Consider the following 14,138-nt stretch of genomic DNA (forward strand, 5'->3'; position numbering starts at 1 on the left):
ATTTGGGCAAGAATTCAATCACTCATGAATACCTCCCCAAAAAAATGCATCCCATGGGATAATGAAGTGAATTTTGCCATCACACTTAGTGATCAAGATGGAAAAATATTGCACATGAATAAAAAATCCGAAAGCACGTTTCTTAAAGGAAAAGAAGACGATTTGATTGGAAAAAATGTTTTGGATTGTCATCCCCCGGCAGCGAAAGCAAAATTAACAGATCTACTAAAATCCCATGAAACAAATGCTTATACAATTGAAAAAAATGGGCAAAAAAAACTCATTTACCAGACCCCATGGTATGAAAATGGAGAATTTCGCGGTTTGGTGGAATTGAGTCTCGTATTACCAAAGAACATGCCACATTATATTCGAAAGAACTAATGGAATTGAAGAAGAAGCGAAAATCAAAAAAAGGAACAAAATTATTTGACCATGAAGTAAAAACGTGTGCCCAATCGGAATGATTTATCAATTTTGGCCATTTTCCGCTCCACCAGGAAATCAAGCGCTTCTTTCACGCGAAATTCAGTCCAACCCAATTTGGTCATGATTTCTTCTTTTGTCAGAACCCCGGTGGTTTGAGCAAATTTCAATAAACGAGAAGGATCTTCAGTCAATTCTAAAGGATGGAATAATACCATATAATATCCCGTTGGAAGCTTTTGTACTTCAGAAATCAGCCCACTTTTGACCATTTTTTTAACAATTTTGACAAATTTTTTCATAGATAAATTCCAATCAGGATAATCTTGGGATATTTCAGTATATAAAGCAGCCATGGGTAATTGGACTTCTGCAACTTCTTTTAGTTCGGCACCCTTCATTAAGACATATGTACGAATTTGATTTTCAATTTCTTTATTCTTCTGCTTCCCTTTAAGACCAGCATGTAACTTACGAATACTAGTTTGTAAATCTTCAGCAAGTTCCTCAGCATGAACACCATTTTCATGATAAACGCGAAGTAGAACGGTTCCATGATCTTTATGACAATTCATTTGATATTCAATTAACTCTTTTGGGACACCTTGATCATGGATAACAAAAGATCGAGACGTAGTAAATCCCTTCTTTTTCTCATCAGTAATTTTCTCATCAAAAAGTTCATAGCTGGTAAATAATCCAACGATGCTTTGATCCAACATCTTGGGATCGGAAGAATCAAAGTTCAAATCCAAACTTTCAGTTGCTTGAACCATGTTGCTACTTTTCACATTAGCAATTAAATTTTGCAATATATTGAGCTTCATTTGTTCTGTTCGATCTATTTTTTGCTGTTCTAAAGCATTTTCCATGTGTTCTAATTCATCATCAGCATATTTTTCAAGAAAAATTTGAGTCGTAGGGCCTATTTCAACAGGCAATAAAGGCTGAGCTTTAATTGCAAACCCTCGAAGAATCATTATACCTTTACCCGCATCAATCGCACTTTTAACTTCTGTCCCAACATCATATATATTACCCAAGAGACCATCCTTGATGCTTGCTGTCCAATTCCCAGGTGTAATCGCCAGATTCTTTTCAGAAATGCCAAATGTGATCTCTTCAGCGTGGGATAAATTATATGGATATAAATCGACTGTATCATTTTGACTGAGAATTCCTGAGAGGTATTTATCAACTTCCAAGAGTGGAATGTCATTATGAGAAGAATCCTCCACAATTTCAAGAATTTTTACAATAAATGAATAGGTTTTCGATCGAATTGTGGAAATTGCAATATAAGTTTGACCAGAAGAAATATTCGGAGTTGATTCAGAGCAATGAAGAATTGCTTGCTTCCGAGTTTGAGGGCTAAGTTTTACTTTCATTTTCATTCACAGCTGTCTTTGTTAAAAAATATAGATTCAGAATTTATAATTTTATTGTTGGATCATTTGGATGATCTGAGAAACTTCATCTCGTTTCTCAAAATTTCCTCGAATGTTGTAAATATCTTGAAGCACATATAAGATTTCACAAGATTCTATGGCTTTTCCAGAAAAGATTAGATATTTTGCGCGCTTAAACATAGATTGCATGATATTGTCATCTTGCTGGAATATTTGATCATGATTTGGAAAATATTCAGCAGCTAACGGTGAAAGTCCATCTAAAGTGTTTTTAAATGCATTGATCTTATCAATAAAAGAAGGAATATGACGATTCATAACATTTAACATCATAGATAATCCTGGATAAGGTAATTGGATAGGAGCAGGAGCAATAATTTCTAAATTACGTGGGGTTTTTCCTTCAAATATACATCTTGATACAGATTGAATCATTAAATCCATAACCTCTGCTTTTATTTTTGCAATCATATCTTCTTGAATTTCTGCTTTCTGAGAATTCAAAATTTGGTGAAAACTAAAATATATATCACCTTGCAATTGAATTTCTTTATTTGAAGACATTTTTTTGGAAATATTAGTATTTGAACAAGAGAGATCTATGAAAATAGAAGATTTTTTTTTAAACATTCGTTTCAAGGTATTTTGGGGCAAATTTCCGAGAGAATGTGAAGATTTAAGCTTAATAACTTCATTTTCAAAGAGTTCCTTTGATGTTTCTAAAGGGGGAATCCCGCGCTTACTTTGATGATCTACATATCGTTTTCGTTTTTTGGTGCTTTCGACAAGAAAACTAAATTGTCCATGGCTCCAAATATGTTCAAAATTTCCCATGAGGTGTTTTAATAAGACTTGATTAATCATACCTGAGATCGGTATCATCAGATCGATAGAAAGGTGACAATAAGTGTTTATACTATTGAAATGTTCAATCGGAGATATTTCTTCGGTCATTTCGATTTCATTCGTGGATTTTTCTTCCGACGATAACTGAAACCATCGAGTTTTATTCTGTTCATCATCTTCCGAGGAATTGCTATTTGTGACTGCACTTATCATCTTTGGATAGTAGCGTGCTAAATTTTGTAAAGTTCTATCATCTACGCTAGAATGGAAGATATCCGCTGGATGAGAGTGATAAATACCAATCATCCCCACCCCATGAGGAAGGGAAGAACTAAGTTCTTGAACTTCTCGAGGATCGGGTGCCGCACCAATATAAGTCTGAAGCTGATATCGTTGACAGGCAACGGCTGTGAGAACGATTAAATCGCCTTCAGGATTTTCTCTCCCGATTAACCACCCATAGATTTCTTTTGGAGAAGATAAAGCATGGTTTTTAATAAAATCAAGTATCCATGGCGCAATAATCTTTTTTGGACCATCCTTACGAGTTATAATCTTTTTTTCCAAGTTTTTTTGGCGGTCCCATTCTTCTTCACCCATAATTTCTCTTTCTGACATTATTTCACCTTATTCTAAATCGGAACATGCAGGACATTTTGGATCTCTCGAAGTAATAAAATTTCGAAATTCACCCGTTAAAGCATTATAGGTTTGATAATCTACCAACGTTCCAAGATTTAACATATATTTTAATGCTTCTTGTACCTGCAACGAAGCAATAATTGCCATTGTTGTAGGTAATGAAGCAGTACATGCTTCTCCCCTCTCCTTTTTTTCATTCGTTCCTTTCAAACGAGCAGTGCACATCATGCAAGCACTTTTACCGGGAAAAATAGGATGAACATTTCCTGAGAGAGCAGAACGTGATACACCTGCATCAATTAATAATTTTTTATGATTGATGCATTTCTGATTACAAAAACTCCGAGCAGGATAATTATCAAGCCCCATTAAAACCAAATCAGATTTACTCACTGCTTCGTCAAATTGGTCATCAATACCCCACATCATAATATCCCCATGAACTGCGATAATATTAACATCAGGATTGATTTCAATTAAACGCTGTTCAACGACTTTGACTTTGGGAACACCTATATCAGCTTCCATGAAACCAACACGATTCAAATTTACTGCTTCTACAATGTCATAATCAAAAATATAAATTGTTCCTATTCCACACCGAGCGAGCATTTCAGAAGAGATGATTCCCAATCCCCCTACCCCAGCAATGGTAACAGATTTTTGTCTTAAGGACTCCCAAGAGATATCGTAACCAAATTGCCTTATTGCTTTTAAGCGAGTATATCTATCTTCTTTTTTATCCGATATTTGAGTTTCCAATATTGTTCAATCCGATTTCTGGTATTTTGGATATTATTTTTCTTGACTAAATATTGGATCAGATGTAATTAAAATTTTCGATAGTTACACTACTTGAGGGAATCTCAAAAAATGATTAAGATAAAATTTTAAATCATAACTGCCATAGATAAAGCAATATAATATCGCTATGTTTACGATAAAAAGATAAGAATTAGAAGATGAAAATTATGAGTGATAATACGATAATGTTCTATTTTACAACTCGGGTTGGTCCAGAGAAACGTCAGATCCCTTTTCCCGCAAGTCCTTCCTTAGATTTTGTAGATGTAATTGAAGAAGTATGTAAAAAATTTGGAGTTTCAATGCAAACTCTAAGTTTGGCCACCCCGACAGGATTAGTTCTAACAAATACAGATTTAATGGAGTCTGTATCAAAAGTTGCGGATAAATATGGATTTGCCTTTGAAATTATTGATCAAGGGGTTGTCGGTGGAAATTAAATGGTAAATGGGGAAGCAAAAGTTTCCGGCTGGAATGCTGGACTTGCAGAACGATATATCCCACCTTTCCAAGATAAATGGGGAAAAGTTGGTCCCAAACATTCAGCATGGCATGAACGAGTTAAACTGGAGATTATTTCTTTATCAAAATATGTAACTTTTTTAAAAAGTGAACTTCCCCGTCCATGGTTCCTATTAAAACCCGATGCAAATCCGCGATATAATTTTAGCCTATGGAAAGGACATCTCCAAATTCCGTCCAGACCAGAAATTCGGTTTGACATGGTAATTTTACTGAACTCAGAATATCCTCGAGTTATTCCCCGCTGCTTATTAGAGAAAAATATTGCCAATTACTGTGGGAAAATTTATCTAAAAAACTCATGGAAAGATCCTCAAACAGGTAAAGAATATGTCATGATTTGCCATGATCATATGGCTGAACTTGCAAATGCATGGGAATCAAATTTAGGCATTGTTCATTTCTTCATTCGCGAAGTTTGGTTCTGGTTTGCAGCGATGCAAAATATAATCATTAAAAATTGGGATAAAACCAATGAAACTTCAACTAGAAAGTAATTTTGAATTAAAAAAAATGATTTTCTCTCTTTTTTTGTGAATTAAGAAACCTCTTGCCGAATATCGAATAAACTAACCCATTGATAATAAACTTGATAACATTCAGGACAGAAAATCACTGCCCTGGTCACCAATTGATTATTCTTCACCTTATAAGACCCATCTTCTTGATCGAAATTCTTGAGAATGTTCTCCGATTTGCAGCGAGGACAAACATTAATATCTTGAAAATCAATGAAACGAAAATCAGGATTGAGAATTTTTTCCACCTTATCCTTTTCTTTCTGCATTTGTACAATTTTGTCCATCTCTTGCATGCCTTCATCATCTGCATGAATAGATTCGGTACTTTCTGAATCAATTTTTCCCAGTTCCCGAATTATCTGCCCATCTTTGATGATTAAAGTCCGATCCGCAATTTTTCGGACTTCTGGGTTGTGAGTGACTATCACAATAGATTTATCCGGATTTTTTTGAATGAACTGTCTAAAAATGTTCATAATTTTTTCTGACGAGATAGAATCAATATTACCCGTAGGTTCATCGGCCAAAATAATAGTGGGATTATTTGCAAATGCCATTGCAATTGCCACTCGCTGTTTTTCCCCACCTGATAGCGTAAAAGGACGATGATGTGCACGATCTTCTAACCCGATTTCTTTAATGAGCTCATGAACTCGAGTTCGTTTATACTCATTGCTCTTCTTCGCAATAGTCATAGGCAATTCTACATTTCCTTCTGCGGTCAAACTGGGAATAAGGTTAAAAAATTGAAAGACTATACCAATTTCATTTTGCAAAATTTGCTGCACTCCTTCATCCTTCATACGAGTAACATCAAACCCACGAATGAACACATGCCCTGCACTGGCTTGATCCATCCCAGATATGACGTTTAAAAGAGTTGTTTTTCCTGATCCTGAAGGACCCATAATCACAACAATCTCTCCAGCGTAAATATTCATATTGACTCCCTTAAGGGCGACTACTTCCAAATTACCTTGTTGGAAGATGCGAAAGACATTTTGACAACTAATGTTCACTTGTCGTTGTTTTAAAGGGAGACTCTTATCATCGGACGCATTTATAAAGCCTTCATCCATTTTAGATGCTTCAGTTTCATTTTTTATCATTTTTTTGCATACCTCAATACTTTAAAATTGATGGAAATAGTCGGTATATTTCCTTTTTGACTCCAAATAATAGAGAAGGAGATATATCAGAAAGGAAAGTAGTGGAATAATCGCAATAATCCCAACTAAATCAATTGCGTTCCAAAAAATAGGGGATCTATATGATGAACCTTCAAAATTGACCAATTTAATTATTTTGGAGAGTACAATTCCAAAAATGGAACCACTGATGATTCCATTAAATATTGGAATGAAGAATATGACAAAAATTTCCATAAATGTCAGCGCTAATAACCCTTTCTTCCCCACACCTCGAGCTAGTAGTGTTCCATGATAATGCTTGTCCATTTTCCGTAAGTAAACCAATAGTATTCCAATTCCAATCGCCATCAGAATTCCAATGATGATGAATTCAAAATAAAAAATTACATATGTTCCTGAGGAAAATTGTATTATATCGAGAGCCATATCATTCCACTGATCTTGATATATACTGACATAAGTATGACCATTAAAATTATCTGTGACTTCACTGATCTTGTTAGATAGTCCACTTTGATCCAAAGTGCAATTTTCATTCAAATTCATTAAAGTAAAAAATTGCAAACTATGCAAATATGAAGAATTCGTATTGACCGAACTTAGATCTATAAGCATGAACTCTTCTTCATTATAATAACTTGAACTTTTAGAAGTGTAAAAACCCGGAAGAGTGTCAATTACATCAAATATAATTGCTACAATCTCGTCCAATTGCATTCGATTTGTTAATGGGTCATAATAATAATGATTAATTGAAGTTTTCTCATAAAGGGATTTTAGATGAGCTTTTTGATATTGTGAATTAACGATTACACCTGGTAATTTTCCAGATGTAAGATTATTATTATACAGAGTCAAATTACGTAATCTATTATAAAGATTCTTTTCTGGTTCAAGTTTTTCTGGTTCTGATATAAGATCTAGATATTTGGAAACATTTGTAATATATTTCGTTGTTTCATGATACACTCTAAAATAAGCGGGACTTCCAGAATCTACAAACGTTGTGACAGCTTTGGTACTCATGTTTTGATTGTCAGTTAATGTCAAATTTAATAACTGATCTTCCATTGAATCAATATCTTCTGCACAGCGGATTTTTGAGGAAGAATCAAGCCCATTTTCTTCGTTAATTGGAATTTGAGCAAAACTAATCTTACAATCAGCTCCAATTTTTAAGTTACTATCAATAATTTCTGTTCTTACGGATGTCTGAAAATAAATATTAGAGAAAGTCAAGAGGGAGACAAAAATGCCTATAAGATACATAGTCATTATATAAGGCTTTTTTTTTATTATATTCAAGGCAACTAATTTTGATTTACTTTTTGAATAAATAGAAACGATTATCTTTGATAACCGTCCTAAACGACTAGGTTTTTCATAAGCGATTAGGTGAATTATTCCAACCACCATTAAAACAGGTGAAAGTATGGATAGTACTGCAAACGGCTGGCTGAAAGGAGAAATTAGTTCAGAAATCCAGATTAATGTATCATTGGTTCCTTTTCTCCCATTATCAACGATTAAGTAAAAGATCAGGGGAAAAAGAGAGAATAATATTAAAATAATGCCAAATCTATGAACTTTCCCCTTTTCATTCGAAGAAACAGTATCTTTGTATAAATTCTGATGTTTTAGAATTCTATCAATTATTAATGGTTTTTCTTTATTGCTTGATAACCTGCGAGCTGTTTCAGCGGGTTTTTTTTTTGATTTTTCAATATCATCAAGAAAATATGGGTTTTTTTCTTCAATATTGCCAGAAAAGAAGGGTAGATCATTTAAAGTAACATTCTTGGTTTTTGAACTGTTAAATAAAGTTATTTCGTCATATGTGATATCAAATGATTCTGAATTTACCTTACTAAGTAGTTCTTTTGTGGATACATTCTTTAGATATACCAATGAAAAAACATTGGCAACTTGGGTTATAATGATTCCGGCGAGAAATGTCAAAAGGACACTATTAAATGAAAAAAAAATAGGTAAATTTAGTGAAACTTGATTCCAGCTAACAAGACTTAATAAAGTAGTACGAAATGAATAAAATACGATAATCCCACAGAAACAGGCAAAAATAGATGAAGAAACTCCGATAAAAATTCCTTCAATAATCAATTGAATAGAAAGCATTTTTGTTGAAGCACCTTTACTTTTCAAGAGAAGAAATTCTTCAATCCGATTTTTCTGCTCAACTTTTAAGGCAAATGCTCCAATAAAAATCGCAAAGATAAGAATGGGAAGAACAATTAACTGAAGACTGATCCGGATATCCTTCAATTGAGTTGAAAATTCGCATAAAGCGAGATAGAGAGAATTATCAAAGTCCATATAATCAGGTAAAGTAAGAGAAAATTCGGATCCAGCTTCTCCAATATTGTTTGTGATTGTAGAGAGGAAATTAAAAGAGATAGAACTTCTATCTGAAATTAATGAACACCCTCGAATGGGAAAAAAGTTGATTATTGAAAAATCAACGTTGATTCGAGCTAAAACATCTTCTAATGGATTGGATGAAATGTTTTTTGATGTATTCAAGAATGTAAACAGAGGAGGATTGATTTTTGGATCTTCTAAAGAATTTTCTGATACAGGTGAAATTTTCTGGGTTAGTTCATCGAAGTGATAGCCAAAAAAATAATTGTCTTGTGAAAATTTTAAATGGGCCAATTTAGATGCATAAATACCGACAACTTCAAATTTTGAAAAATTTAGAGTGTGTACCTCATCTCGTAATGTTAATTGATCATCATCACCGTCATAAAGCGATGAATAAGCACAAATTTCAATCATTTGATCTTTTCCAATAGATAAATTCATCTTTTGTGCAAAATTGATATCAATTAAAATTTGATCCATAGAAGTGGGAAAGGTACCATTTAATATTTTAAAATATCGATTGAAGCGCGCAGATTCATAAAAATTTGTCGAATAGGCATTGTATTGCAATTGAGAAGAAAAATATTTATTCAGAACTGGTCTTTGGGAAGTTGGGATTTGGGTATAATTTTTGAAGAAAGCAACTCTACGATAATCTTGGATGATCTCAAAGGAATATTGTTCAATAATATCAATATGCTTGTTAAATTCAGAGAATGAAGGGATAAAATTTTCAATTTTTTCACTTTCCAAGGTATAAGTTGAATTATTATCTAAAGTTCGATAAAAAATGTTAAAATCATCAATTTGTCCAAAGGATTTTTGAAGGGTTTCTTGTTTATATGAATCTGTAAATATATAGATACCAGAAACCATACTTAAGGCGATCCCTAATCCGATAACAATTAACACACTTTTCTTTATACTTTTTCTTCCTTGTTTGAAATAATATTTTAAACGATTGTTCATGTTCTCACCGATTTGCTTATGTTCCGTTAAAACTTGTGGAAAAATGTAGAGATTTTTTTCCTCGCTTCATTTTTATAAATAAAATATGAAATTCCAAACGATAGTCCAATTATTAGACTAATTATTCCAATAATATCAAATAGATTGATAAAAATAGGTAAATCAATTGCGCTTTTTGATGGATCTAACGTTCGATCCATTTTAACAAGAACTGTCGAAAATACAACACCAATTCCCAGTCCAAAAAGAATAGCAATAAAGAATAATACAAAAAGTTCAGTTAAAATCAAACTTAATAATCCTTTTTTACCAAATCCACGGGCCAATAAAACCCCATTAAAATATTTCTTTTCTCGTTCTAGAGCAATTAATACAATTGATAAACCAAATGCAATTAGAATTCCAACAATAATAAAATCAATATATAACACGGTATAGAAACCAAGAATATCTAGGGATGTGTCTAATTCTAGCATCTTAAAATCTTGATCGTAAAAATCCAGTTCCTTATATAAAGTTGAAAAGTCACTTGTACAATTTTCAATATATGCTTCTAAAATTTTGGGATCTGACTCCACGGTGGGGTCAATATCAATCATCTGATAAATATGGCTTGAAGGGAGACAATAATCAGGTATCTCCAGAAACGAAGCATCGAATAGAATGACTTCATCATTTTTAGTTTGATAAACATATTCAGTATATAATCCAGGAAAAATATTGAGGGAACTTAGAATTTTGCATCGTAATTTCGAAAAATAAGGAGTATGAGTATCTAAATCATAAGATCTGTGTTTGACATCCAGTAAATCCCCCACTTTAACACCATTATTCTCTAAGAAAAGATCATTTACAATAATACCAGGGACCTGACAAGATGTTAAAGGAATACTCATAAGTTCTCCTATTGCAGGTTCTCCTTTTGAACTTCGATTATTATCATCTTGATTATCTATTGATGGTTCTTCTTCAATCTTTAGAAAATCATTATTATATTTAATTACTTCTTTAAATGATTGCTTAAAAGCAGAACTAGGATAATTTTTATTATTTTCCCCAATTATTTTGAAATATTTCTCAAATTCAATAACATAAATAGACCAATCCGGATTATTTACATCATAATCTTCTTTGTAATAGCTCAAAACATTATTTATGAGATATTTATCAGTCTCAGGAACTTGATAATTCAATAAAGTGTTTTCAAGATTATGCAACTCTGAAATTTTTGTTATATTTTCTGAATATTTATGAAGCGTTGCAGTGATATCAGCTCCAACAATATAATTTTCACTTAAATAATTATAACGTGCATTTGAATTCAAATAAATATTTGAAAAAGAAAAGAGAGAGGAAAATAGAGCTAATACTAAAATTAATATTTTATATTGTTTTCTTCTGAGCATTTCAATGCCAACTAAAAAACTCCTTTCCTTTATGAATAATTGAGCAATTCTTTGAGATAATTTGGAGAATAGTATTGGGATTTCAACGGTAATTAATCTTATTATTCCCCAAACCAAAAATACTGGAGATATCACAATGATAACGTTTAATGCGATAAACATAGCATCTTGTTGCAAGAATTCGACGACTTCAGTCAATGAATCAGACAAAACTCGAGATTTTGAATAATATATAAAAAGATAAATGCAAGTTGGAATAAAAGAACTAAAAATCAATAGAAATGAGTATTTAATTGGCTTCTTTTTTCTTTTAATTGGCGCGGTCTTTTTTTTATTTGAATCTAAGCCCAATTTTCTTAAATTTTCCTCATTTTTGCTTAAAAGGGCAAAATTTTCTCCATAGACCATTCTTTGTTTGAGTTCTTTGATTTTTTCAAAATCTTTTACTTCTTCTTTATGTTCTTTTTTCTTATCACGTTTTTTCTGTGCTCTTCTTTTTGAATTCCCTTGAGAAATTGTTGATTGATCGTTTAAAATTTTGTTCTCCGAGACAATAAAATCTCTGGTGTATATAGTATTACTATCGTCGGATTTTACTTTATTTTTCCGAGTCAATGTTTTTTCATTGAATTCAGCTTCAAAATCTTCTGATCCAATCTGTCCAAGAACTTTGCCGATATCTATATCAAGAATAGATTTCAAGGCACTTATACTCCCAATCAAAGATAAAATCTGCCCAATTGCAAAAATTTGTAAAATAATTGACAAGTTTACCGTGGGTTTAAGGAATTCGGAATAAATTAATATTCCTGTAAAAAATTGCTTAAATGCATAGAAAAAGAAAACCCCAAAAATTAAACTTAATGTTGAAGAAATTATTCCAATTAAAGAATTTTCATACAAAAATTCAATGAATGTCATCCTTGGGGGCGCCCCTTTACTTTTGAGTAATAAAAATTCTTCAGCACGAGAAGTTACTTCTGTTTTTCGTGCAAAAGATCCAAAAAGAATGGCTGCAATAATCAACGGAATACTTAAGACAATAAGTACTCCTCGAAGGAAAAGGGTATCAAGATATACTTTTTTCATTATTGGATAGAGTATAGAAGTAAGTTCAAACGAATCAGGCAAATTTGTCTCAATCACATTATCTTCAGAATTCAATTGTTTCGAAAAAGCATTATAATTATGAAATCCAACATTATTCCTGTTAATAATTCCAAAAAAACCAAAAAAGGCTTCTGAGACATGAGTTAGGGGATTATTATCAATTGTTTGATCAAACTGATAAATTAGTTCTTGATATGCAAATTTATCATCTTGTGAAGAAAAATTATGGACAGTTAAAATAGGTGCACTTTCAGGAAATTCTTGAGTATATTCAATTACTCCCGTTTCTGGATCATATTGATAATTTACTTCAAAATTTTTTGTGAGAAATCGATATTGTACCTTATTTGAAGCGTAAACACCAACAATAGTGGAGTTAAGGTGCACTCCATTATACTTTTCATTAAAGAAAGTTGATTTCAAAGGATGGATAGTCATAGGATCACCATAACTATCGAAAAATTGTTCAAAACCTTGAAGATTTTTTTCTAAGCATATGCTTAGATCTTGGTATCCATCCAATGTTATATTAAAATATTCCATGTAGGAGATATCAAGAATAATTTCATTAGAAGAGAGTGGTAATCGTCCTTCCAGCAACGTGAAAAAGGAATTAAACCTATCAGACTGATAAAAAGAATTTTCGATCTGAATTACAGAGAAAGGAAGGACGGATAATTGAGATTCTTCTGTAGGATCAAAGGGCAGCGATCTATTTAAAGCGAGTTTTAAAAATTCAGAATGAAAACACCCATAGTCAAATAATTGATCAAGTTCCATATCCCTTTCTTCTATCATTTTTTTTGCGGAAACGATTTTCTCTTGATTTTTGGCAAATGCCGCAGTTCCATTATAAGAATCAGCACTAACATCCACCGTAAAATCAACGACGTTTGTGAGTTTTCGATCAAGTAATTCTCGTTCATAAGAAAGGGAATATATATTTAGACCAAAAATCACACTAATTGTTAAAGAAAATGCAATGATAATTAAAATATTACTTCGTGTACTATGATATGCTCGTTTAATGTAATAGGATATTCGGGATCTAATTTTTACAACACCTTTCACTTTATTTGAAGAGAAAAACTTAATAAATGGTTTTAGAAACCAAAATATGTGATTTTCAGAGATTCTATATAAGTGTTAATTTTTTTGAATATTAAACTATTTTTATACAATTGCATAATCCTTTCAATTCTTTTTTTGTATTTAACGGAAGATCTTCCTTAAAAAATCTTATCCAAACTCACCTATTTCTAAACTATGTTATGGATTTTTGTCGATTAAAAACTACACCCTGGTATCAATCAAACACAGCAAATTATTGTCGGGACAAGAGCAAAAACTTCGACAAAAAATAAAAAATGGATAACAAGTTAACTCAACACTTCTAAAACTTCATTTTAGGAGAAGAAAGAGATTTTTATTCCGACAAAAATTTATTAATATTATAACAAAAAGATTTTTCGCGGATTTTGTCGCCCAAAAAATAAGAACCCTTCGGGTTTAGTGTAAAAACCTTCCAAAAATTAAGTGAACCCCTTAAATAGAGAACTAAACATTGATAATAATATCTATCGCTGCATAATATCTGGGTATATCTAACACAAAATAAATAGCAAAACAGGAAATTAAACAATGAGCATGTACAGAAAATATCTGTTGAAAAACAATTTTTGGCCACAATCTTCTAATAATGGAAGTGAACCAAACTGTTATGTTAAGCATGAAATTCATACAGGAGGAATTTATGCATATATTCAACATCGCGGAGTTAAAATCATTGCTAATAATGAGACACAATTTTTTAATAACTTTAAAATGCTCGATGAATATTTAGATGAATTATCTGTGAAAATGCGAAACGAAACATCAGATCTTATGAAGATTATCAACCGACGTACGACTTCCAATATGTTACGACAAATTCCTCTATAATTGTTTAGT

At 32.1% G+C, this 14,138-nt stretch carries 10 protein-coding genes; 4 read left to right on the forward strand and 6 right to left on the reverse strand.

Annotation, left to right across the window (positions count from 1 at the left end):
• The first annotated feature begins 24 nt into the window (after nt 1-24).
• Nucleotides 25-384, forward strand: coding sequence for a diguanylate cyclase (locus NEF87_RS04190; RefSeq protein WP_457918776.1), 360 nt, complete (start codon nt 25-27; stop codon nt 382-384).
• A 41-nt stretch (nt 385-425) separates the two neighbouring features.
• Here the strand turns inward: NEF87_RS04190 and NEF87_RS04195 are convergent, their stop codons facing one another.
• Genes NEF87_RS04195 through NEF87_RS04205 form a run of 3 tightly spaced genes read right to left on the reverse strand, consistent with a single transcriptional unit; the run spans nt 426 to nt 4,085 of the window.
• Nucleotides 426-1,814 (reverse strand): hypothetical protein, encoded by a 1,389-nt coding sequence (locus NEF87_RS04195; protein ID WP_457918777.1) that lies wholly within the window; start codon nt 1,812-1,814, stop codon nt 426-428.
• A 51-nt stretch (nt 1,815-1,865) separates the two neighbouring features.
• Nucleotides 1,866-3,299 (reverse strand): Mov34/MPN/PAD-1 family protein, encoded by a 1,434-nt coding sequence (locus NEF87_RS04200; RefSeq protein ID WP_457918778.1) that lies wholly within the window; start codon nt 3,297-3,299, stop codon nt 1,866-1,868.
• A 9-nt stretch (nt 3,300-3,308) separates the two neighbouring features.
• The gene (locus NEF87_RS04205) at nt 3,309-4,085 is read right to left on the reverse strand and encodes a HesA/MoeB/ThiF family protein (RefSeq protein WP_457918779.1); all 777 of its coding nucleotides are present in this window, start codon (nt 4,083-4,085) and stop codon (nt 3,309-3,311) included.
• A 209-nt stretch (nt 4,086-4,294) separates the two neighbouring features.
• Between NEF87_RS04205 and NEF87_RS04210 the strand changes: the two genes are divergently transcribed.
• Together NEF87_RS04210 and NEF87_RS04215 are read left to right on the forward strand one after the other, a co-directional pair.
• Nucleotides 4,295-4,567: a hypothetical protein gene (locus NEF87_RS04210; RefSeq protein WP_457918780.1), complete on the forward strand. Its 273-nt coding sequence runs from the start codon at nt 4,295-4,297 to the stop codon at nt 4,565-4,567.
• A complete protein-coding gene (locus NEF87_RS04215; RefSeq protein ID WP_457918781.1) occupies nt 4,568-5,146 on the forward strand; it encodes a hypothetical protein in 579 nt (192 codons plus the stop codon). It begins immediately after the preceding gene.
• A 41-nt stretch (nt 5,147-5,187) separates the two neighbouring features.
• Here the strand turns inward: NEF87_RS04215 and NEF87_RS04220 are convergent, their stop codons facing one another.
• Genes NEF87_RS04220 through NEF87_RS04230 form a run of 3 tightly spaced genes read right to left on the reverse strand, consistent with a single transcriptional unit; the run spans nt 5,188 to nt 13,259 of the window.
• Complete coding sequence (locus NEF87_RS04220) at nt 5,188-6,279, reverse strand: ABC transporter ATP-binding protein (protein ID WP_457918782.1); 1,092 nt, start codon at nt 6,277-6,279, stop codon at nt 5,188-5,190.
• A gap of 21 nt (nt 6,280-6,300) precedes the next feature.
• On the reverse strand, nt 6,301-9,672 hold the full coding sequence (locus NEF87_RS04225) for an FtsX-like permease family protein (RefSeq protein ID WP_457918783.1): 3,372 nt from the start codon (nt 9,670-9,672) through the stop codon (nt 6,301-6,303).
• 26 nt (nt 9,673-9,698) lie between these two features.
• Nucleotides 9,699-13,259, reverse strand: a complete 3,561-nt coding sequence (locus NEF87_RS04230; RefSeq protein ID WP_457918784.1) for an FtsX-like permease family protein — start codon at nt 13,257-13,259, stop codon at nt 9,699-9,701.
• 570 nt (nt 13,260-13,829) lie between these two features.
• Here NEF87_RS04230 and NEF87_RS04235 point away from each other — a divergent pair.
• Nucleotides 13,830-14,129, forward strand: a complete 300-nt coding sequence (locus NEF87_RS04235) for a hypothetical protein (RefSeq protein WP_457918785.1) — start codon at nt 13,830-13,832, stop codon at nt 14,127-14,129.
• Nucleotides 14,130-14,138 lie beyond the last annotated feature (9 nt).

Origin of the sequence: Candidatus Lokiarchaeum ossiferum (assembly GCA_025839675.1) — an archaeon.
Lineage (GTDB): Archaea > Asgardarchaeota > Lokiarchaeia > Sigyniarchaeales > Promethearchaeaceae > Lokiarchaeum > Lokiarchaeum ossiferum.